The 21496-nt window shown below is 63.5% G+C and carries 17 protein-coding genes, 4 pseudogenes and 1 riboswitch; of the genes and pseudogenes, 11 read left to right on the forward strand and 10 right to left on the reverse strand.

What is annotated here, in order from left to right; genetic code table 11:
- Positions 1-220 precede the first annotated feature (220 nt).
- From H1204_RS18505 to H1204_RS18520, 4 genes and pseudogenes are all read left to right on the forward strand, one after another.
- Positions 221-1510: pseudogene (locus H1204_RS18505) on the forward strand (glycine betaine/L-proline ABC transporter ATP-binding protein); the annotation flags it as partial.
- Positions 1503-2408, forward strand: coding sequence for a choline ABC transporter permease subunit (choW, locus tag H1204_RS18510; protein WP_180732171.1), 906 nt, complete (start codon positions 1503-1505; stop codon positions 2406-2408). The pseudogene H1204_RS18505 and the gene choW, both read left to right, overlap by 8 nt.
- A gap of 133 nt (positions 2409-2541) precedes the next feature.
- A complete protein-coding gene (locus tag H1204_RS18515; protein WP_243468716.1) occupies positions 2542-3519 on the forward strand; it encodes a GlxA family transcriptional regulator in 978 nt (325 codons plus the stop codon).
- A gap of 39 nt (positions 3520-3558) precedes the next feature.
- Positions 3559-4500, forward strand: coding sequence for a choline ABC transporter substrate-binding protein (locus tag H1204_RS18520; protein ID WP_180732173.1), 942 nt, complete (start codon positions 3559-3561; stop codon positions 4498-4500).
- An 818-nt stretch (positions 4501-5318) separates the two neighbouring features.
- Here H1204_RS18520 and H1204_RS18525 read toward each other — a convergent pair.
- From H1204_RS18525 to H1204_RS18535, 3 genes and pseudogenes are all read right to left on the reverse strand, one after another.
- Positions 5319-6460 (reverse strand): annotated as a pseudogene (locus H1204_RS18525) (CmpA/NrtA family ABC transporter substrate-binding protein).
- Positions 6461-6470: 10 nt separating this feature from the next.
- Entirely contained in the window at positions 6471-7046 is a 576-nt protein-coding gene (locus H1204_RS18530) for an ANTAR domain-containing protein (protein ID WP_180732174.1), read from the reverse strand.
- A gap of 311 nt (positions 7047-7357) precedes the next feature.
- Positions 7358-8617 (reverse strand): cyanate transporter, encoded by a 1260-nt coding sequence (locus H1204_RS18535; RefSeq protein ID WP_180732175.1) that lies wholly within the window; start codon positions 8615-8617, stop codon positions 7358-7360.
- A 176-nt stretch (positions 8618-8793) separates the two neighbouring features.
- Between H1204_RS18535 and H1204_RS18540 the strand changes: the two genes are divergently transcribed.
- On the forward strand, positions 8794-9501 hold the full coding sequence (locus tag H1204_RS18540; protein ID WP_180732176.1) for a GntR family transcriptional regulator: 708 nt from the start codon (positions 8794-8796) through the stop codon (positions 9499-9501).
- 124 nt (positions 9502-9625) lie between these two features.
- On the opposite strand, the gene infA is transcribed toward H1204_RS18540, so the two are convergent.
- From infA to H1204_RS18555, 3 genes are all read right to left on the reverse strand, one after another.
- On the reverse strand, positions 9626-9889 hold the full coding sequence (infA, locus tag H1204_RS18545; RefSeq protein WP_007743365.1) for a translation initiation factor IF-1: 264 nt from the start codon (positions 9887-9889) through the stop codon (positions 9626-9628).
- A 127-nt stretch (positions 9890-10016) separates the two neighbouring features.
- Complete coding sequence (locus tag H1204_RS18550) at positions 10017-10304, reverse strand: hypothetical protein (RefSeq protein ID WP_180732177.1); 288 nt, start codon at positions 10302-10304, stop codon at positions 10017-10019.
- A 514-nt stretch (positions 10305-10818) separates the two neighbouring features.
- A complete protein-coding gene (locus H1204_RS18555) occupies positions 10819-11037 on the reverse strand; it encodes a hypothetical protein (protein WP_007743363.1) in 219 nt (72 codons plus the stop codon).
- 189 nt (positions 11038-11226) lie between these two features.
- On the opposite strand from H1204_RS18555, the gene H1204_RS18560 reads away from it, so the two are divergent.
- The gene (locus H1204_RS18560; protein WP_180732178.1) at positions 11227-11643 is read left to right on the forward strand and encodes a hypothetical protein; all 417 of its coding nucleotides are present in this window, start codon (positions 11227-11229) and stop codon (positions 11641-11643) included.
- 15 nt (positions 11644-11658) lie between these two features.
- On the opposite strand, the gene H1204_RS18565 is transcribed toward H1204_RS18560, so the two are convergent.
- Complete coding sequence (locus H1204_RS18565; protein WP_180732179.1) at positions 11659-12234, reverse strand: histidine phosphatase family protein; 576 nt, start codon at positions 12232-12234, stop codon at positions 11659-11661.
- A gap of 82 nt (positions 12235-12316) precedes the next feature.
- Positions 12317-12405, forward strand: a riboswitch (cobalamin riboswitch).
- Positions 12406-12468: 63 nt separating this feature from the next.
- On the opposite strand from H1204_RS18565, the pseudogene H1204_RS18570 reads away from it, so the two are divergent.
- Both H1204_RS18570 and H1204_RS18575 read left to right on the forward strand, forming a co-directional pair.
- A pseudogene (locus tag H1204_RS18570) lies at positions 12469-12692 on the forward strand (CbtB domain-containing protein).
- A gap of 21 nt (positions 12693-12713) precedes the next feature.
- Complete coding sequence (locus H1204_RS18575; RefSeq protein WP_180732180.1) at positions 12714-13484, forward strand: CbtA family protein; 771 nt, start codon at positions 12714-12716, stop codon at positions 13482-13484.
- Here the strand turns inward: H1204_RS18575 and H1204_RS18580 are convergent.
- Positions 13475-14425, reverse strand: coding sequence for a LysR family transcriptional regulator (locus H1204_RS18580; RefSeq protein ID WP_180732181.1), 951 nt, complete (start codon positions 14423-14425; stop codon positions 13475-13477). The genes H1204_RS18575 and H1204_RS18580 overlap by 10 nt on opposite strands.
- A 107-nt stretch (positions 14426-14532) precedes the next feature.
- Between H1204_RS18580 and H1204_RS18585 the strand changes: the two genes are divergently transcribed.
- Both H1204_RS18585 and H1204_RS18590 read left to right on the forward strand, forming a co-directional pair.
- Positions 14533-15483, forward strand: a complete 951-nt coding sequence (locus tag H1204_RS18585) for an AEC family transporter (protein WP_180732182.1) — start codon at positions 14533-14535, stop codon at positions 15481-15483.
- Positions 15484-15663: 180 nt separating this feature from the next.
- Positions 15664-17211: a methyl-accepting chemotaxis protein gene (locus H1204_RS18590; protein WP_180732183.1), complete on the forward strand. Its 1548-nt coding sequence runs from the start codon at positions 15664-15666 to the stop codon at positions 17209-17211.
- A 788-nt stretch (positions 17212-17999) separates the two neighbouring features.
- Here H1204_RS18590 and H1204_RS18595 read toward each other — a convergent pair.
- Positions 18000-19243: pseudogene (locus H1204_RS18595) on the reverse strand (FAD-binding oxidoreductase).
- 119 nt (positions 19244-19362) lie between these two features.
- The gene (locus tag H1204_RS18600; RefSeq protein ID WP_180732184.1) at positions 19363-20142 is read right to left on the reverse strand and encodes an ABC transporter substrate-binding protein; all 780 of its coding nucleotides are present in this window, start codon (positions 20140-20142) and stop codon (positions 19363-19365) included.
- Between the two features lie 335 nt (positions 20143-20477).
- Here H1204_RS18600 and H1204_RS18605 point away from each other — a divergent pair, with 335 nt between their 5' ends.
- Positions 20478-21443, forward strand: coding sequence for an ornithine cyclodeaminase family protein (locus H1204_RS18605; protein ID WP_180732185.1), 966 nt, complete (start codon positions 20478-20480; stop codon positions 21441-21443).
- Positions 21444-21496: the final 53 nt, after the last annotated feature.

Here is a 21496-nt window from a genome sequence, read left to right on the forward strand (position 1 = left end):
GCGGTTGCAGCGCAACAGAAGCGACGGGTTGACGAGTTTGCGTCGCAGGGCCGGCGGAACCCTTGCCGGCGTGCGTGGCAGCGCGCCGCGCATGCAGATTCATTGGACGCCGACCTTCCAATAAGCGACACACGCATCCGTTCATCACGCACTGCAGCATCCTCACAAAGCCTTGCTGCATAAGGGCTGCACGTATCCGCTAACGCCCGTTCGTTTTTCCTCGTGTCGCATTTCCGCAAGCGTCTGTCGCAATTAGTCGGCTAGGCGGGGTTTTTTCTGGCAACTATGTAGTCACACATGTGCAGGCCGGCGCCTGCACCACGAGGAGATGGACTCGATGAAATCCCCAAAGGTCGTGGTCGAAGGATTATGTAAGGTTTTCGGGCCTAACCCGAAGTTGGCGCAGGACATGCTCTCGCGAGGCGCGTCGAAGGACGAGGTATTCGCCAAGACGGGGCATGTGGTCGGCGTCCACAATGTCTCCTTCGACGTGCAGGAAGGCGAGATTTTCGTGCTGATGGGCCTGTCCGGCTCCGGCAAGTCCACGCTGATCCGTCTCATCAACCGGCTCGTCGAACCGACGGCGGGCAAGGTGATTATCGATGGCCGCGATGTCGCCGCCATCAAGCGCTCCGAACTGACGTCGCTGCGTCGCACCGACATGAGCATGGTGTTCCAGTCGTTCGCGCTGATGCCGCAACGCACGGTGCTGTCGAATGCGGCGTTCGGCCTCGAAGTCGGAGGCATGGGACGCAAGCAACGCGAGAAGCGCGCGCTCGAAGTGCTCGAACAGGTGGGCCTCGCGACCTTCGCGGGCAAGCTGCCTTCCGAGCTGTCGGGCGGCATGCAGCAGCGCGTAGGTCTCGCGCGTGCGCTCGCGGTGAACCCCTCGCTGATGATCATGGACGAAGCTTTCTCGGCGCTCGACCCGCTCAAGCGCAAGGAAATGCAGAACGTGCTGCTCGAATTGCAGAAGAACCAGCAGCGCACGATTCTGTTCGTGTCCCACGATCTGGAAGAGGCGCTGCGCATCGGCACCCGCATCGCGATCATGGAAGGTGGACGCGTCGTGCAGATCGGCACGCCGCAGGACATCATCGCGAATCCGGCGGACGACTATGTGCGCGCGTTCTTCGAGGGCGTCGACACGAGCCGCTACTTGACGGCGGGCGATCTGATGCAGGCGAACGGCGTGCCGCTCGTGCGCAACCTGGATCAGACGAGCGTTGCCGAGTCGCTGAACGGCAGCGCCGAATACGCGTTCGTGCTGGATGCCGAGCGCCGCATTCGCGGCTTCGTCACGCGCGAGGCGATCGGCAACTCGACGCCGTCGCTGAACAAGGTCGAATGCATTTCGCGCGGCGCGCCGCTCGAACATGTCGTGTCGCGCGTGTGCGCGAGCGCGACGGCTCTGCCCGTGGTCGACGACGAGGACCGCTACTGCGGTTCCGTCGATCAGGCCGCGGTCCTGAAGGTCATTACGCGTAACAGAGGTGGCGCCCATGTCTGAGATGATTCCACTCGGCCGCTGGGTCGATCAGTCCGTTCACTATCTGCTCGATCACGATGCGAGCACGTTCGATTCGATCGGCAAGGCGATCGAGAGCTTCGCCGCGATGATCGAGCATGGCTTGCAGGCCATTCCGATGTGGGCGCTGATGGCGTTTTTCATTGGCATCGGCTTGTGGCGCGTGGGCTGGCGCTTTGCGATTTTTGCTACCGCTTCGCTGTTGCTGATCTACGCCACCGGCTTCTGGGACCAGACGGTCATCACGCTGGGCCTCACGCTGTCCTCGACGCTGATCAGTCTCGTGTTCGGCATTCCGCTCGGCATCTGGACCGCGAAGAACAAGCATGTGCACATGATCGTGCGCCCGATTCTCGATCTGATGCAGACGATGCCCGCCTTCGTCTACCTGATTCCCGCTGCGATGCTGTTCGGGCTTGGCCGCGTGCCTGGCATTCTGTCGACGGTGATCTTCGCGATGCCGCCCGCCGTGCGTCTCACGAGCCTCGGCATCAAGCACGTGAACCGCGAGATCGTCGAAGCAGGGCAGGCCTTCGGCTGCACGCCGTGGCAGTTGCTGTACAAGGTGCAATTCCCGAACGCCTTGCCGTCGATCATGCAGGGCGTGAACCAGACCATCATGATGGCGCTGTCGATGGTGATCATCGCGTCGATGGTGGGTGCGGGCGGTCTCGGCAACGATGTGCTCGCGAGTATCCAGCGCCTCGATATCGGGCTGGGTTTCGAAAGCGGTCTGTCCGTCGTGTTGCTGGCGATCATTCTGGACCGCATTACCGAGAGCTTCGGCCGCTCTCCTGGCTCGGCCACCGCGCCGCGCTTCGCGGGCCTGCGCAACGTGATGCGCGTGCGCCGCGAGCAGACGGCCGTCGCGCAAAGCTAAGTCTCTGTCGTATTCGATCAAGCGCTGACTTTCTGGCGCGTCTGCAATAGAACCAATAGTGGTCGTCCCGCGAGAGCCTTAGGGCTTTCGCGGTGGCCAAACACATTCTTCTTTGTGCACCACGGAGCGCGACGTGACGTCTATCAGGGCTGAAGCGCCGTTGTCGAATCTTGCGCATGTGGGCTTTCTGACTTTGCCCAGTTTTTCGATGATCGCATTCACGAGCGCGGTCGAAGTGCTGCGAATGGCGAATTACGTGTCGCGCGCGCAGTACTATCGCTGGTCGGTGATCACGACGGACGGCGTGCCCGTGCGGGCGAGCAACGGCCTGACCGTCAAGCCGGCACGCACGCTCGAAGACGCGGGCATGCCGGATGTGCTGATCGTGTGCGGCGGCACGCAGATACGCAATGCCGTCGATACCAACGTGAAGACGCTGCTCGCGGATGCCGCGTCGCAAGGCGTGCCGTTGGGCGGCATTTGCACGGGCGCATATGCGTTGATGGCGGCGGGACTGCTCGACGGTTATCGCTGCTCCGTGCACTGGGAAGACCTGTCGTCGCTGCACAAGGAATATCCGCATGTGCAATTCGCCGACGAGCTGTTCGTGATCGATCGCGATCGCCTGACGTGCACGGGCGGCACCGCGCCGCTCGATCTGATGCTCGATCTCGTCAGTTCCCGCTTCGGGCAGAACCTCGCGGCGCAAGTGTCCGAGCAGTTCATTCTGGAGCGTATCCGCAGCGCGAGCGATCCACAGCCGATTCCCGTCGATGCGCGCGTCGGTTTTTCGCGTGCCGAACTGATCGAAGTCGTGCGGCTGATGGAAGCGAATATCGAAGAGCCTTTGTCGCTCGAAGAACTCGCGCGGCTCGTGCAATTGTCGCAACGCCATTTACAGCGGATGTTCAAGGTTTATCTGAGCGTGTCGCCGACGCATTACTACCTGTCGCTGCGATTGCGTCGCGCGCGCGATCTGCTGCGCACGACGGACGCATCGATTGCGCGCGTGACGGCCGTGTGCGGATTTCATTCGCCGTGTCATTTCAGCAAGGCCTATCGCGCGCAGTTCGGTCATGCGCCGAGCGTCGAGCGGCGCCACGCGAACTAGCCAGTCGATCTGCAAACAAGTCATACCGAGGAGAATGTGATGAAACGCAAGCTGATGATGATGGCCGCGCTGTGCGCGACGGCTGCCGCGACCGCGCACGCCGCCGACCCTGCCGTGTGCCGCAACGTCCGGTTCGCCGACGTCGGCTGGACCGACATTGCCGCGACGACGGGGCTGGCATCGACGATCTTCCAGGGGCTCGGCTATAACCCGACGAAGACGATTGCTTCCGTGCCGATTACGTTTGCGGGCATCAAGAGCAAGCAGATCGACGTGTTCCTGGGTTATTGGGCGCCGACGATGGACCCGATCATCCAGCCGTTCGTGAAGGCCGGCACGATCAAGGTGTTGGCGACGCCGAACCTGACGGGCGCGAAATATACGCTTGCTGTGCCCGACTATGTGTACAACGGCGGGCTGAAGACCTTCAGCGATATTGCGAAGTACGCGGACAAGCTCGATGGAAAGGTCTACGGCATCGAGCCGGGCAATGACGGCAATGCGTTGATCAAGAAGATGATCGATGGCAATCAGTTTGGGCTTGGCAAGTTCAAGCTGGTCGAGTCGAGCGAGGCGGGCATGCTGGTGGAAGTGAACCGTGCGGTTCGAGAGAAGAAGTGGATCGTGTTCCTGGGCTGGGAGCCGCATCCGATGAACGTGCAGATGAAGATCGATTATCTGTCTGGCGGGGATGATGTGTTCGGGCCTAATTATGGCGAGGCCAAGGTGTTTACGGCTACGCCGCCCGATTACGCTGCGCGATGCCCGAATGCGGCGAAGTTTGTGTCGAACTTGCAGTTCACGACGGCTATCGAGAATCATGTGATGGTGCCTATCATGAACAAGGAAGATGCAAATAAGGCTGCGCTCGCCTGGTTGAAGGCTAATCCGCAGGCTTTGGATAAGTGGCTGGCAGGGGTGCAGACTATTGATGGCAAGGACGGCTTGCCGGCCGTTAAGGCTTATATTGCGGCGCATTGAGGTGCTTGTTTTTTTGTCTTCGACGGCTCTTTTTGTTTTTGACTTTGCGCTGGCATCCGCGTTTTGTTAGCGTGCTTCAGGCGTCGCCCCTGTGCGGGGCGGCACCTACTTTTCTTTGCCGCCGCAAAGAAAAGTAGGCAAAAGAAAGCGGCTCACACCGCCAACATTTCTTCTTGCCTGAGGGCCCCCAACGGTTCCTACGCTTCACACGGCAACGCCACTGTTCGCGCGCGTTGCCAACGCTTCAAATGTGCGCCTCACCCGCTTCAGATACCTGCGCGCGGGCCAGCGGCAGCGAATGGTATGTGCCGCCCAGGTGGCAAACTGTGTGTCGGTTGTCGCGCCGTACACGTTAGTGCTCTTACCGGGTGGAACGCGTGCGCTATCGGTCCGAAGTGAGGCGTGCGAGGCACTACGGCCTACACACAGTTTGCCACCTGGGCGGCGGTGGAATATCTGGCACGGCGTGCTGCAACGCGGGCGCGTGAAGCGGGTGAGGCGCAGCGCAAGAGCGTTGGCAACGAACGCGAACAGGAAGGTTGCCGTGTGAAGTGAGGGACCGGTCGGGGGCCCTCAGGCAAGAAGAAATGTTGGCGGTGTGAGCCGCTTTCTTTTGCCTACTTTTCTTTGCGGCGGCAAAGAAAAGTAGGTGCCGCCCCGCACAGGGGCGACGCTTGAAGCAAGCTAACAAAACGCGGATGCCAGCGCAAACACAAGCAAACCAAACCAAACCAAACCAGCCGCGCCACGAAGACTCGCAAAACCCGGATACCAGCGAAAGCGCAAAAACCCCAACAGCGTCGCAGACAAAAAAACCTTCAACCCCTGATCAAAAACCCCTGCATATAGGCCTGATCGGCCGTCCCATCCCAAACCCGCCCATCAACGAGCACCGCCGACGGCGTATCGGCAAACACGCCCACCCCAACATTGGCAGCCGCCTGGCAATACAGATCAACCTGATTAACCTCACGCGCAATCCGCGCAAAATCATCCCGCCACTCGGCCATCCCCCACCGCGCGTATTGCGCAAAAAACCAGACCCCTTCCGCAGGATGCGGAAAATTCACCACACCATCAGCAAAAAACTTCACGGCTCGCCGTTTCTCATCAGAACCCGCAGCAATCAACCGTGGCGCAATCAACCCGGCGGGCACGCCAACAAACTCATCAGCAGCAAGCCGAGCCGAAATCTCCACACGATGCACGTCATCATCAAGCCAGCGACACGCCTCGAGCATCGTCTGCACGAGCGCCCGAGCAGTATTCGGATACCGCGTAACAAAATCGCGCCGGCTCGCCAGCACCTTCTCGGGATGATCGGGCCACACCTCACTCGTATACGCAATCGTCTTGCCAACACCGCGCTCCTGCGCAACCGCATTCCACGGCTCGCCGACACACAGCCCGTCGAGCCGGTCCTGCGCAAGCGCATCGACCATCTGCGGCGGCGGAATAACCACGCTCTCGATATCGCGCAAAGGATGCACGCCCTGCGAAGCGAGCCAGTAATACAGCCACATCGCATGCGTGCCCGTTGGAAATGTCTGCGCGAACACAGGCTTGCGACCGAGCGTCGCAAGCGCCGCAGGCAGCGTCTTGTGCTCGTCGAGCGCAGCAGCAAGACGGTTCGATACCGTGATCGCCTGGCCGTTGCGGTTCAGCACCATCAGCACGGCCATATCCGTTTGCGGACCGCCAATGCCCAGTTGCACGCCATACACGAGGCCGTAAAGCGAATGCGCGGCATCGAGATCGCCCGACAACAGCTTGTCGCGTATCGCGGCCCACGATGGCTGCTTCAGCAGTTCGATCGTCAGTCCGTGCGCATGGCCGAATTCGAGCAGCTTTGCGGCGACCAGCGGCGCGGCATCGCTGAGCGCGACGAACCCGAGGCGCAGGTGCGTCTTCTCGAGCTTGCAGGATTCGTCGGGGAAGAGGTGTAGGCAGGTGAGTTCATGGGCAGCGCATCAATCTGGCAAGTCGGCTGCGGCGACGATCTGGCGCGCGACTTCGGCGAGTTTCACGCCCTGGTTCATCGCGCGCTTGCGCATCGTCGCGTAGGCGGCATGTTCGGTCATCTTTTGCGAATCCATCAGCATCCGCTTCGCGCGGTCGATCAGCTTGCGCTCGGCAAGCTCGTTCTCGGCCTGCGCGAGCCGCTCGCGCAGTTGCGATTCCTGCGCGAAACGCGCCAGCGCCACTTCGAGAATCGGCGCGAGGCGTTCCGTCGCAAGACCTTCGACGAGATACGCGGTCACGCCCGCGCCGACGGCATCGCGTATCAGCTGCTGGTTCGCGTCGTTGCTGAACATCAGCACCGGGCGCGGCGCCGTCGCGTTCATCACGGCAAGCTGCTCCAGCGTGTCGCGCGAAGGCGATTCCGTGTCGACGATGATCACGTCGGGCCGTTCGCTCTCGACAGCTCTGTGCAGCGCTTGCGGCGACGCCGTGGCGGCGAGCATCTCGTAGCCGAGCCGCGCAAGCGTATCGCGCAACTCGCCGATCGGCTTGTCGGTATCGGTTACGAGCAAAACACGCAGCATGGATTGCCCGGTATGGAGTAGGGGGAGTTACGCAGCTTCATTCGTCGGATTGCGGGTTCTGCATCGCGCTTCACGCCGGGTGGGCAGCAGTCGCGTAACTGCTGTGACCTGTCGGAAAGCATGCAGTAACACTGCAACTTGTATGCCACCAAACGACAATCGCTGTCACGTTTGCTGCGCGCAGCTTCGAGCCGTCACGGCAGCATGCCGTTGTTGCACCGTGGCAGTGCGTGCCCCAGTGTGCTGCACCTGTTTGGCGCGAAGAAGTGAATGCGGAGCCAGTCGTGAATGACCTGCTCGCGTAGAGTGTTTTACCGCGCGCCGAGCCAGCGTGCGTAACTGCGTGGCGAGAACGCGAAGGTCAACGCGATCATTGCGGTGATGCAAGCCGCGAGCATGATCCACGCGGCCGTGAAGCTGCCCGTCAGATCGCGCAAGCGTCCCGCGACGATCGGCGAAATCGCTGCCACGATGAAACCGACGCCCTGCACGAACGCAACGAGCCTGCCGGCGAGGCGATGATCGTCGGCATGATCGAGTGCCGTCACGAGCGTCAGCGAGAACGTGCCGCCGAGTCCAGCGCCCGCGATCGCGACCCACGCGAGCGGCAGCGCATCCGGAAACGCAAGCAGTCCGACCATCCCGATGAGTTGCGCGGACAGGCCGGCGACGAGCCACGGCCGGCGGTCGCGGAACGACGCTGCCGCGAGCGGCAGCAGCAGCGCCGACGCGGCCTGGAAGACGGTCATCGCCGCGAGCAGCGAGCCGCTGTGCGCAACGCTCGCGCCGCGCTGCTGGTAGTACGCGGGCAGCCACGCAACCAGCGTCGTGTAGCCGCCATTGACGAGGCCGAAGTGCAGGCCGAGTGCCCACGCGCGGCGCTTCTTCCAGATCGCCACGGGCGGGTGCGTCGGGCTCGCAGCAAGGTGCGCGGTGGCTCGTCCATCGGAAGCCGATGCACGCCGCTGCAGCGTGAGCCAGCACGCGCAGGCGAGCGCGGCAGGCACGGCCCACATCGCGAGGCCCGCGTGCCACGAACCGGATGCTTTCGCGACATACGGGCTCAGACTTGCGCCCAGCCCGCCGCCGCCCATGATCGACGCGGAGAACAGGCCCATCGCAAGCGGCACGCGTGAATGAAAGCGTTGCTTCATCACGCCCGGCAACAACGCCTGAATGACGGCGACGCCCATGCCCGCCACGAGTGCCGTCATCAGCAACGCCGTGCCGCTCGATGCGGCCAGACGCGCGCTGCACGCGACGGCAATCGCCAGCAGCCCGAGCGCGACGCCGCGCGCTTCGCCGACCACGCGCGTCAGCAAGCCCGCGCCGAACGCGCCGAATCCCATCGCGACGACGGGCAGGCTCGTCAGCAGCGAGGCGCCCGAGAAACTGAGGCCCGTGGCCGCGCGGATCGTCGCCATCAACGGGCTCACCGACGTCAGCAGCGGCCGCAGATTGACGCCGATCGCGACGACGACCGCGAGCCAGAGCCCGTCCTGCCACGATAAAGCCGAGGATGTCGTGCGTCGGGAAATGCGCGGGGTATCGATGCCGGGAGTCTGATTCACGGGGTGTCCTACGGATGAGTCGAAAGCATTGGTTGACCATAATAACGTAAAATGGTTAACCATTCGATGCAAATCCGCTATCGCCGATATTTGACCAACACTGTCGACGCTTCATGCGTGCAAGGCCGCGCGCCGCTAAAATACGGCCGCCGCCGCAATCTTCCCAATCGCAAAACATGGCCACACGCCCGAACACACCGCCGCCCGCCTCGGATGAAGACAACGTCGAGGACCGCATTTACGCGTCGATCACCACGGCGCTGCTCGAAGGCCGCCTGCGGCCGGGCGCGCAGATGGTCGAGCGCGATCTCGCGGCCGCGTTCAACTGCACGCGTGGCGCGCTGCGTAAGGTGCTGGCGCGGCTCGGGTTCGAAGGCAAGCTGGTCCTGGAAGCGAATCGCGGCGCGTTCGTGCCGGCGCCGTCGGAAGACGATGTGCGGCAGGTCTATCGCGCGCGGCAGATCGTCGAGGCGGGGATCGTCACCGCGCTATGCGGCGCGCTGTCGTCACAGGACAGGCGCGTGCTGAAGGCGCATATCGCCAGCGAGAAGAAGGCGCTGAAGGAAGGCCGCGTGGATGAGCAGGTGCGGCTCGCGGGGCACTTTCATGTGCTGCTGACGCAGATTGCAGGGAGTGCGGAGTTGCAGGGTTTCGTCGCGCAGCTCGTCGCGAAGACGGAGCTGTACAAGGCGCTTTACGATCCATCGAAGGGCACGACATGCTCCGCCGACGAACACGCGCAGCTGATCGAGGCGCTGGATGATGGAGACTTGAGCGCGGCGCTCGAAGCGATGCGCGCGCATCTGGCGGAACTGGAGGAGCGCGTCGTGACGCGAATGCAGACCAGTGCGAGCGATGATCCGCGCGCGGTCTTTCGAGGATGAATCGATCGGCATGCGTTGCACATGCCGCATCTTTTGCCGTGATCGACGACTGCCCTGTACGTCGATTCACGATTGCGTCGCGCCGGTTATGAGCGCGGGACGCTTCAGTGGATTGCCGCTACATTTAGCGGCGGCGCATTGGTGCGCTACGCGGGCCGCTGCTACGTTCGTCCTTGTGACGGAAATTGATGCGCCCTTTGGTCAGGTCATAGACCGACAGTTCGAGCGTGACGCGGTCGCCCGCGAGAATACGGATGTGATTCTTACGCATGCGTCCCGACGCGTACGCGCCCACGACCACGCCGTTATCCAGCGTGACGCGGTAGCGGCTATCGGGTAGCACTTCGTCGACGATGCCGTCCAGTTCAAGCAGTTCTTCTTTCGCCATGCATTACTCCTGGTCGATGAGGGAAGGGTGCCGCGCGCGGCGCGCAGCGTAACTTGCGCGGCAGCGCGTACGCTGCCGCGGCGATACGGTGAGACAGTAATACGCGCCTTTTGCGGCGCGCGTGTGATCAGAGGTCGGAGACAGATTGTCCGTCGACCCGCCCGTCGATCACTTGTGCGGCATGCTCCATGCAGGCTATACGTGCTTTGCCCGCGCCTTCGAACGGCCGGAAATACGACAGGCGGAACACGCGTCCGTCGGCGGCGGCGTTCGCGCCGACGCGGCAGATGCGAACCGACGCGTCGTAGCCGCTGTCGATCGAATTGCGGTGCGCCACGCCGTTCGCCGTGCGGCGCGGATAGATCAGCGGATGAATCTCGTAGCCCTTGTAGGTCTTGATGCTTTGAATCGTCATATACAAAGTCCTGTGATACGGCTGCCGGCGCGCGTCACTGCAACGGGCAGGCGCGGCGAATAGGCAGCGGGCGGCGCAGCGCCATCGGGCGCGCCGCAATGGAAAAAGTCTCGCGCGAGCCGTATGCGCTGGCTCGAACGCAACCGCGATCAACGCGGAACGGATGGAGAAAAATACGCTGATGCCGCGCGGGCAGCGAACGTAGCGAATGTCACCCCGTCGGGTTCAGGCGTCCAGCGCGTGGCCGGAGTGACGAAGACCGCCGGGTTGCCGCTGCATGATGTTGCGCGATAACGGGACGGCTGGGATGCAATGCAATCAGTGCAACGCGGCGAAGACGAGAATACGTTGACGCGTTACGGTGAAGAAGTTGACGGGTGATGCGGGCAGAGCGCTGCGTTAAATATATTATGCCCTAAAAACAGGGCTTTGGGTAGCAGAAACTTTCCCTCGACCGCTTTCGCGGAGCATGCCCGTCTGGCGCGCGGCGCACGTGCCTGGCCGCTGTGCGAGCTCAGTCGGTCGTCTGCGTCAGGCGTTTTTGCAGCTCGCGGCTGGCGGCGAGCGGTATGCGCGCGTCGTCCCACTTCGCAAGCCATTCGACTTCCTTCGACGTGAAAACCTGGCCGTGGTTGCGCAGCGCGTACTGCAGCGAATCGATGATGTGATTGCGGATGATCTCGGGCGTGCGTGCATCGTCGAGCACGGTACGAAACGCTTCGAGCGTAGCCATCGGTTGCCTCTTTTCGGTGAACGCTGGTGAAAGATCTGACTCTTATCGCACATCAAAAAGTACGGTGCCATGCGGTCAAAATTCACGTCGTCTCACGTCCGCGCGCCGTGCTGGGTATGCGCTTTGCAACGCGCCTAAGGCTCCATGAGGCCGCCATTCCAGACCATTCCAGACGACACGAGGTTCGCCATGACACTCAGAACGATCGCGCCGCTCGCGCTATGGACCGTCGCGCAACTGGCGATCGCGGCAACGGGCGATGCGTCCTGCGGCGTGCTGGCGGGTGCGGGAGCGGGTGGCGGGGCGGGCGCGTCGGGTGCATCGAGCGTGTCGGCCGCGAGCGGCTTTGCGTTGCGCGATGGCGAGCCCGTCGATTTCATCGCAGGCGGCAAGACGGTGCCCGGCACGCTGCATGTGCTGAAGGATGGCGGCATCTATCGTGCGTACTGGCAGCCGCAAGGCCGCCCCGAGCGCTACGTGCTCGCGGACGCGGGCACGGATGCCGTGCGCCTGATCGCGACGCCGGCGCAGGGCACGCCCGCCACCGACGGCATGCCGGGCACGACGCTCAATCCGCAGCAGGTGCTGTCGTGTCCGACGCTGTGAGCGCGCGTGGGCGTCTCAGGTTTGACGGTCAGGCGCAGGCCACCACGCCCAGCCGCGCTCATGGCGTTGCAGCTCGACGACGGAAAGGGGCGGAACCTCGATACGCGCGAATGTCGAGGACGGCGCCTGCAACACATGCATGAGCGCCGCCCGGATCACGCCCGCATGGGTGACGGCGATGACCGTGCCGTGATGCTCGAATGCATCGAGCCAGCCGCCGACGCGCAAGGTCAGCGCATCGAACGATTCGCCGCCATGCGGCGCGGATGACGGATCGTGCGTCCACGTGTCGAGCGCGTCCGTTTCTTCGTTCGCCACGTCGAGCAGACGGCGGCCACGCCAGCGGCCGAAATCGGCATCGGCGAGGTCCGGCACGGCCTTCGGCACGAGTCCAAGCGCCTGCGCCGTTTCCAGTGCGCACGCAGCGGGGCTGCTGAGCGCCACATCGGCGTTCAGCAAGCCGGCATGCGACGCGCGAAACGCCGTGGCTGCTTCGACCGCGCGCGCATCGAGCGGATCGTCGGCGGGGAACGTGCCTTTGCGCTGCGCGGCCGTCGCCGGGTGGCTGATCAACAACAGGCGTGTGCGCATCGACGGCCTTGGGTCCGGGAAATGGGAAGAAAGAAGAGAGCGTTCCGCAGTTTAGCCGTAGAATAGTCGCCACTCGAAGCGCGGAAGCCGGTGTAAGCCCGGCGCGGTCGCGCCACTGTAATCGGCAGCAAATGCGTACACAACAGGCTGTACACAAGCCGGAAGCCAGACCCAAGCTTCGACCTCTCTCATCATTCGACTATCGGGGCGCGTAACCCCAAGGAGATGTCCGTCATGAACGACGCCGTTCTCGACCACGCCGGTCAGACCGATCAACCTGCCATCACCCCATCCCGCTGCGCGAACTGCTGCCGTGGATCATCTTTGGCGGCCTGCTGATGCTGCTCGCGCTGTATTTCGTCGGCGCCGAACAGGGCGCGACGTCGCTGATTCCCGGCATGTACGTGCATGAATTCGTGCACGATGGCCGCCATCTGCTCGGCTTTCCTTGCCACTGATCGCGTAAGGGAGTCATCACCATGGTGGGTAAGTTGTTGATGCGAGGGATGCTCGCAGGCATCGTCGCGGGTCTGCTGACGTTCGCGTTCGCGCGCGTCGCAGGCGAGCCGCTGGTCGATACGGCGATCTCGTTCGAAGAAAAGATGCAGGCCGCGCACGATCACGGTGACGCGAGCGGTGGTCACGATCACGAAGAAGAGCTCGTCAGCCGCGGCACGCAGGCGGGCCTCGGTCTGCTGACGGGCGTCGTCGCATATGGCATGGCGTTCGGCGGGCTGTTCGCGCTGACGTTCGCGTATCTGCACGGACGCGTTGGCCGGCTTGGCGCGCGTGCGTTGTCGGCGTGGCTCGCGGTGGGCGCCTATGTCGCCGTGGTGCTGGTGCCGACCATCAAGTACCCGGCGAATCCGCCTTCCGTCGGCGACCCGGATACGATCGGCATGCGCACGGGGCTGTTCTTTCTGATGATCGTCACGTCGCTCGTCGTGGCGGTGTTCTCGATGAAAGTCCGCAAGCACCTGATACCGCGGCTCGGGGTGTGGAACGCGTCGATCGTGGGCGGCATCGTTTTCATCGCGATCATCGCTGCGATCCAGATCGCGCTGCCCACTGTCAATGAAGTGCCCGAAGCGTTCCCGGCCGTCGTGCTGTGGAAGTTCCGCTTCACGGCGCTCGGCATGCAGGCAATCATGTGGGCCACGATCGGCCTGTTGTTCGGCGCGCTGGTCGAGCGCAGCGAACGCATCGCGCGCGCGTCGGCGGCAGCGGCGCGCAACTCGGCTTATCTGTAACGCTGCTTTCCCGCGTCTGTGCTCGAATGCGCAGACGCGCGGCGCTCTTCTCCGTTTCGATCCGCTCGCCGCTTCCAGGCAATGTCCAGAAACCGCGCCAGACATGGGTTGCGGTTCGACGGCGACCAGACGAGCATCTGCGAAATCGTCGGCGCGTTGGCCAGCGGTCTGAACACGACGCCCGCCAGTTGCGCCTTGCGCATCGACTCCGGCACCAGCGCGATGCCGACGCCTTCTTCGACGAGACTCAACACCGTCTGCTGCAACTGCACCTCGAAGCGCACATCGGGCGTGAAGCCGCCTTGCGCGCAATGATCGACGATGGTCGCGCGCAAGCTCGGCGACACGGCTTGCGAAGCCATCACGAACGGCTCGTGCGCGAGCTGCCCGATTTTCAGTTGTCGCGCGCGGGCGAGCGGATGCTCGCGCGACAGGGCGACGCACAGCGGCTCGGTGAAGATCGCTCGGGTATCGAGATCTTTGTTTTGCGCGCCCGGAAACATGATCGCGGCGTCGATCTGCCCGCTCAGCACCTGCGACGCCAGATCGTTCGATACGACTTCGCGCAGGTTCAGCGTCACGCCGGGCCAGGCGTCGCCGTACGCGCGTGCATAGCTGGGCAGCACGCTGTACGCGGCGCACATCGTGAAGCCGATGGTCAACTGGCCGCTGTCGCCGATGGCCGCCGCGCGCGCATTCTTCGCCGCCTGCTCGATCGACGCGAGAATCGCCTTCGCATCCTCATAGAAGCGTTCGCCCGCTGCCGTGAGCGCGACGCTGCGCGGGCTGCGCTCGATCAGCGTGACGCCGAGCGATGCTTCGAGGGCGGCCAGTTGCCGGCTCAGCGGCGGCTGCGACAGGTTCAGCCGCGCGGCGGCGCGCCCGAAATGGCGCGTTTCGGCGAGCGTGACGAAGTAGCGAAGCGGCTTGACGTCGAGCATGATGCAAAAAAAGTATCGTCGCAGGTTTGATTCGGCATTGGATTGTATAGGTGTAAACGCTTACCCTTACGCGTTTCTGTCCTCTTTACCTTCGTTGCCGCAACTTCATGCTGTCTACGCTCGAAATCCTGCTGCCTGTCTTCGCGCTGATCTTCGCGGGCTTTTTCTGCCGCCGTCGCAATCTGCTCGGCCCCACGGCCGCTTCCGAACTGAACCGCTTCGTCGTGTGGCTCGCGCTGCCCGCACTGCTGTTCGACACGATGGCCCATTCGACCTGGCATCAGCTCGATCAGCCGGCCTTCATCGCGACGTTCTCGATTGCCTGTGCGGGCGTGTTCGTGGTCGTGCTGCTGGCGCGGCTCGCGAGCGGAAGGCATCTTGCCGATGCGAGCGTCGACGCGATTGCGGCGTCGTATCCGAACACGGGATACATCGGCTTTCCGCTTGGACTACTCGCGTTCGGCAAGGCAAGCCTCACGCCGACTACCATCGCGACGATCATCGTCGCCTGTGTGCTGTTCGCGCTCGCGATCGTGCTGATCGAGATCGGCTTGCAGACCGAGCGCACGCCGCACAAGCTCGGCGCGAAAGTGGTGTGGCGGCTGCTGAGGAATCCGCTGATCGCGTCGCCGATCCTCGGTGTGCTGGCGGCGAGCGCGGATGTCACGCTGCCGCATAGCGTCGAGACCTTTTTGAAGCTGCTGAGCGGCGCGGCGAGCCCATGCGCGCTGGTGAGCCTCGGGCTGTTCCTCGCGGAAAAACGCACGCCGGCGGAGCAAGCGGCCGAGCCAGTCACGTCGTTCGTGCTGACAGCCATCAAGCTGATCGCGCAGCCGGCGCTCGCATGGTGGATCGCCGCGCGGGTGTTTGCGCTGCCCACGCCGATGGTCGACATGGCCGTGCTGCTCGCCGCGCTGCCAACAGGCACGGGCCCTTACATGCTCGCCGAGTTCTATGAGCGCGAGGCGCACATCACGTCGCAGACCATTCTGCTGTCGACGCTCGGCTCGCTCGTTTCGCTGTCGCTGCTGTTGTTCTATATGCACGCGCCGGGGTGACGGCAACGGGTTGATCCGTTGTCGCGGTCTCACAACGCGCGCTGAATGAGCAGTGGTCTGCTGATTTTTTTCGCCTTACACTCGGCGTTGGTTCCATATAAGGATATATGTTTCGAATATGGAACAAAAAGCGACCGACATATCGGCGAAAAGCAGGCAGACAGCGAGAGACCAGACAACATGAAAAGCTTGACCATCAACGCCCGGATCGCGACGACGATCGCGTTCCTCGGCGTGCTGCTGATCGCGACGGGCGCGCTCGGCATCTTCGGCATGGCGAAAAGCAACCGGGCGCAGCGCGACGCGTATGAGGTCAATTTCGCGTCGGTGGTTGCGCTGGGGCGCTCGGGGACGGCGATGTCGCGGGCGCGCTTCGGTCTCGACTGGGCGATGAGCAATCCGAATTCGCCGCAGCTTGGCGAGCAGTTGAACCGCGCGAAGCGCCTGCTCGGCGACGCCGACAAGGCGTGGGCCGACTTCCGCGCACTGCCGAAGACGCCCGAACTGCAGCGCCTCACCGACGATCTCGACGCCAAACGCACGGCCGTCATGCGCGACGGCATCGACCAGCTGATCCAGGCGATCGGCAGCGGCGACACGAGCTGGATGGACGAGAGCCGCGCGAATCATCTGATCGGCTTGTACTCGGCGATGAACGCGAGCCAGGGCGCGCTGGAAAAATATCTCGACGCCGCCGCCCAGGCCGCCGCCGATCATTCTTCCGCGACGTTCCGCACGCTGCTGACGGCGTGCATCGCTAGCATCGTCGTCGGGCTGGGTGTCGCGTTCCTCAGTTGGCGGGCGCTGCGCCGCGCGATCATGTCGCCGATGCGCGACGCGCTCGGTCAGTTCGACGCGATCGCATCGGGCGAATTGCGCACGCGCGTCGAGATCCGTTCCGAGGACGAAATGGGCACGCTGCTCCATGGCCTCGCGACGATGCAGGACAAACTCGGCGCGACGATCACGACGGTGCGCAAGGGTTCCGATTCGATCGCGGCTGCGACGCAGCAGATCGCGGCGGGCAACCTGGATCTGTCGCAGCGGACGGAGGAGCAGGCCGCGTCGCTGGAGCAGACGGCTGCGGCGATGGACGAGCTGACGTCGACGGTGCAACTGAACGCCGAGAACGCGCAGCACGCGAGCAAGCTGGCGGAGGACGCATCGTCGATGACGGCGCACGGGCGCGAAGCGGTCGGCAGCCTTGTGGAGACGATGCATCTGATTGACGCAGGCTCGTCGAAGATGACGGGCATCATCACGGCGATCGAAGGGATCGCGTTTCAGACCAACATTCTGGCGCTGAACGCGGCTGTCGAGGCGGCGCGGGCGGGCGAGGAGGGGCGCGGTTTTGCCGTCGTCGCGGGCGAGGTGCGCAGTCTCGCGCAACGGTCCGCTGCGGCGGCGAAAGAGATTGGCTTGCTGATCGCGGATTCGACGTCGCGCGTCGCGCATGGCGCGCAGATCGCGACGGGTGCGGGCGATACCATTCGCGATATCGAGACCGCGATTTCTCGGGTCGCCAAGATCGTCGGCGAGATTGCGACGGCGTCGCAGCAGCAGAGCGACGGGATCAAGGAAGTGAGCCTTGCTGTTACGCAGATGGATGAAGTGACGCAGCAGAACGCGGCGCTGGTCGAGGAGAATGCGGCGACCGCGGCCGCGTTGGCGGATGAGGCTAAACGGTTGAGTGAGTTGACGGCGGCGTTCAGGGTAGATGTGGTTTGAGGGCTAACATGTGGTGTGCTTGTGTTTGCGCTGGCATCCGCGATGCGTTAGCGTGCTTCACGCGTCGCCCCTGTGCGGGGCGGCACCTACTTTTCTTTGCCGCCGCAAAGAAAAGTAGGCAAAAGAAAGCGGCGAACCCCGCCAGCCTGTGTTCCTATCCACGGGCCCCCAACGTCCCCACGCTTCACATTCCAGTGCCCTAGTCGGTGCTCGTTGCCAACGCTTCGAATGAACGCCTCACCCACTTCAAACACCCGCACACGTGCGAGCGGCAGCGAATGGTATGTGCCGCCCAGGTGGCAAACTGTGTGTAGGTTGTCGCGTCGTACAAGGTAGCGCTCTTACAGGGTGGAACGCGTGCGCTATCGGGTCCGAAGTGAGGCGTGTGGAGTGCTACGGCCTACACACAGTTTGCCACCTGGGCGGCGGTGGACTATCTGGCACGGCATGATGCAGCGCGGGTGCGTGAAGCGGGTGAGGCGCACCGCAAGCGCGCTGGCAACGAACGCGGAACAAGCAGGTTACCGTGTGAAGCGTAAGACCCTGCGGGGGCCCCTCAGGCAAACACAAGGATTGGCGGTGTGAGCCGCTTTCTTTTGCCTACTTTTCTTTGCGGCGGCAAAGAAAAGTAGGTGCCGCCCCGCACAGGGGCGACGCGTGAAGCATGCTAACGCATCGCGGATGCCAGCGAAAACACGAGCAAACCAAACCGACCGCGCCACGAAGTTAAAACGCGAATGCCAGCGCAAAGGCCGAAACACCCAAAAACCAAAACCGAACCGAGCCCCTCACCCAAACCTCTCCACCCGAAACGGCCTCGGATCGGCAAACGGCGTCTCCCCAGTCATCATCTCAGCGAGCAGCCGCCCGGTAACAGGCCCGAGCGTCAGCCCATGATGGTTATGCCCAAACGCGAACCACAGCCCACGATGACGCGGCGCCGGCCCGATCACAGGCCGCATATCCGGCGTGCAAGGCCGCATCCCGAGCCACGGCTTGTCATCGACGCGCTCTCCCAGCCCAAACGTCACACGCGCGAGCGGCTCGACACGTTCGAGCTGAATGCCCGTCGGCGGCGCGCCGCGCTCCGCGATCTCGACGCCCGTCGTCAGGCGCAGGCGGTTGCCTTCCATCGGCGCAATCACATAGCCGCGTTCCGTATCGACAATAGGCACGGACAGCATCTGCCGCGCCGGCCGATAGTGCATGTGATAGCCACGCTTCGCGCGCAGCGGAATGCGATAGCCGAGCGGCTCGAACACGGTATCGGACCACGGCCCAAGCGCGAGCACGACTTCTTTCGCGCTGAGCGTGCCGTGTTGCGTCTCGACGGTCCACCCATCGCCCGATGAACGCAAGGTCGCCGCATCGCCAGTGACGAAGGTCCCGCCGTTCGCTTCGAACAGCCGCGCATAGCCTTTCACCAGCGCGCCCGGATTCAGCACGCTTTTAGGGTCCTTCCAGTGAATCGCCCCGACGATGCCTTCGCCCACCGACGGCTCTTGCGCATGCAGCGCGGCCGCGTCGAGCACGCTCACATGCAGTCCATGCTCGCGGATCGCGTCTTCCGATGCTCTCGCTTCGCTGTCGAACGCGGCGCGCGTGCGGAACGCCTCGATCCAGCCGCCGTCGTGCACGAGCTGGCCGACACCCGCGCGCGCGATCAGCTTGTCGTGTTCGTCGACACAGGCGGCGATCAACGGCATCAGGTCGCGCGCGGCAGTGGCGAGCCGCTGCGGCGACGATTCCCACCAGAAGCGCGCGAGCCAGGCCGCGTAAGCGGGGATCGCCTTGTAGTCCCAGTAGAGATCGGTCGACTGGTTGCGCGCGTAGCGCAGCAGTGTGCCAATCTTGCGCGGAAAGCCGTACGGCACGAGCGACGAGCGCTCGATCAGCCCCGCGTTGCCGAAGCTCGTCTCCTCGCCGGGGCGCGCCGGTCGACCAGCGCGACGCGCCGCCCGCGATCCTGCAGATGCAACGCCGACGACACGCCGACGATGCCCGCGCCCAGCACGATGACGTCGAAATCCATAGCGATTGAAATGATGTTGAGTGATGCGTCAGAAGCGCAACGAGCGCGTGTCGCCACGCGCTCGCGCATTGAGTCGACGGGGCCGCGTCAGGTGCGGCCGGCTTCGGCTCAGCAGCGTATCACTTCGCGATGATGTCGCGCTTGAAGTACTTCTGCGACAGCGCCGTCAGCGTGCCGTCCTTCTTCAGCTCGGCGAGCGCGGCATCGACCTTCGCCTGCAGTGCCTTGTCGCCCTTGCGCAGACCGAAGCCCGTGCCTTCGCCGAGCGTCGACGGATCTTTCAGCGGCTCGCCGACCATATCGAAGCCCGCGCCCGCCGGCTTGCTCAGGAAACCATCTTGCGCCGTCTGCGCTTCCTGCACGGCGGCGTCCAGACGTCCCGCGGCGAGGTCCGCGTACACCTGATCCTGGTCCTGATACGACACGATCTGCACGCCCGCATTCGCCCAGTGCCCCTTCAGGAAGTCTTCCTGCGACGAGCCTTGCAGCACGCCGACGCGCTTGCCCTGCAGGCTCTTCACGTCCGGCAGCAGATTGGAGCCGCGCTTCGCGATCATCACGATGGGCACGACGTAAATGGGCGGCGTAAACGCGATGCTTTCCTTGCGTTTGGACGTGATGTTCATCGCCGAGTTGATCACGTCGAACTTGCGCGCCTGCAACGCAGGAATCAGCCCGTCGAATGCGTTCTCGACCCACACGCATTTCACCTTCATCTTCGCGCAGACCGCGTTGCCGACGTCCACATCGAAGCCTTCGAGCTGGCCCGACGCAGTTTTGCTTTCGAACGGAGGGTAGGCGGCTTCGATGCCGAAGCGCAACGTGTCGGACGATTGCGCACAGGCGGCGCCCGCCGTCATGGCAAGGACGGCGGCGGCGAAGGAGAGCTTCAGGTTCATGACGGTTCCTGTCGTTGATGATCGGACCACGCGCGACAAGCGGCGGTGCAGTGGAAATATAGACTGAAAGTCCAGTATGGACTATAGGGAATACGATAGTCCAGTGATCAAAAATGTTGTTCTGTTTCCTTCCAGGCCTTACACGGAAAGGGCAGGAGCCGCGAAAAGCCTATCTGTACGGGTCGCCTTGCGCACACTCCACACGTCCGAAACGAGACTTTTTTGTCCAAATTGGCACAGTCTCAAGTAGACTATAAGTCTACGTTTCCGTCGAATTGCCGATCGGACAGCAATTGCAATTGACGCATCACGCGTCGCCTGAGGAGATGATTTCGATGATGACCGCCTTGCCACTCGCCGTTGACGAACAGGCCGTCCGTGCCGCGCTGCCCGCGCTCGACGTGCGCCGCGCGCTGACCGCGATGTTTCGCGCGCTCGCTTCCGCCGAGGCGGTGCAGCCGCCGCAAACGCTGACGCTGTTCCCGAACGGCGCGGGCGACTTCATTACCTATCTAGGCGTGCTCGCCGACGCGAAGGTGTTCGGCGCGAAGCTGTCGCCGTATATCGTGACGGGCGGCAAGCCGGTGATCACGGCCTGGACCGCGCTGATGTCGATGGAAACGGGGCAGCCGCTGATGTGGTGCGACGCGGGTCTGCTCACCACCGAGCGCACGGCGGGCACCACGGCGCTCGCCGTCGACCAGCTTGCGCGCACCGATGCGAAGCGGCTTGCGATCATCGGCGCGGGCGCGGTCGGCCTCGCGCATCTGCGGCATGTCGCGCCGCTGCGTGCGTGGGAATCGATTCGCGTGTTTTCGCCCGATCTCGCCGCCAGCGATGCGAAGCGCGCCGCCGTGCAAGCCGCCGATGCACGCGCCGAAGCCAGCGCGAGCATCGAAGCGTGTGTGAAGGATGCTGACGTCGTGATGCTGTGCACGTCGTCGGGCACGCCCGTGCTGCCGCGCGACGCACTGACGAAGCCCGCGCTCATCACGTCGATCAGCACGAATGCCGTGAACGCGCACGAAATCGACCCGGCGTGGCTGCCGGACATGGACGTCTACTGCGACTATCGCGCGACGACGCCCGCGAGCGCCGGCGAGATGAAGCTCGCCGCGCAGCACGGCTGGTCGCCGCAGAAAGTGAAGGGCGATCTGCCGTCGCTGCTGGCTGGCACCTGCGAGAAGCCCGCGTATGTGCGGCACGCGTTCTTCCGCTCGATCGGCCTCGGCCTCGAAGACGTCGCGATCGCCAGCGAGCTTTATCGCCACCTGACGGATCGTGGAGACCAGGCACAATAGCTACAATGGCGATCAGCCGCCGCTGCGGGTCGAGCGAGACAACCGCAGCGGCA

Source organism: Paraburkholderia sp. PGU19, from assembly GCF_013426915.1.
Classification (GTDB): domain Bacteria; phylum Pseudomonadota; class Gammaproteobacteria; order Burkholderiales; family Burkholderiaceae; genus Paraburkholderia.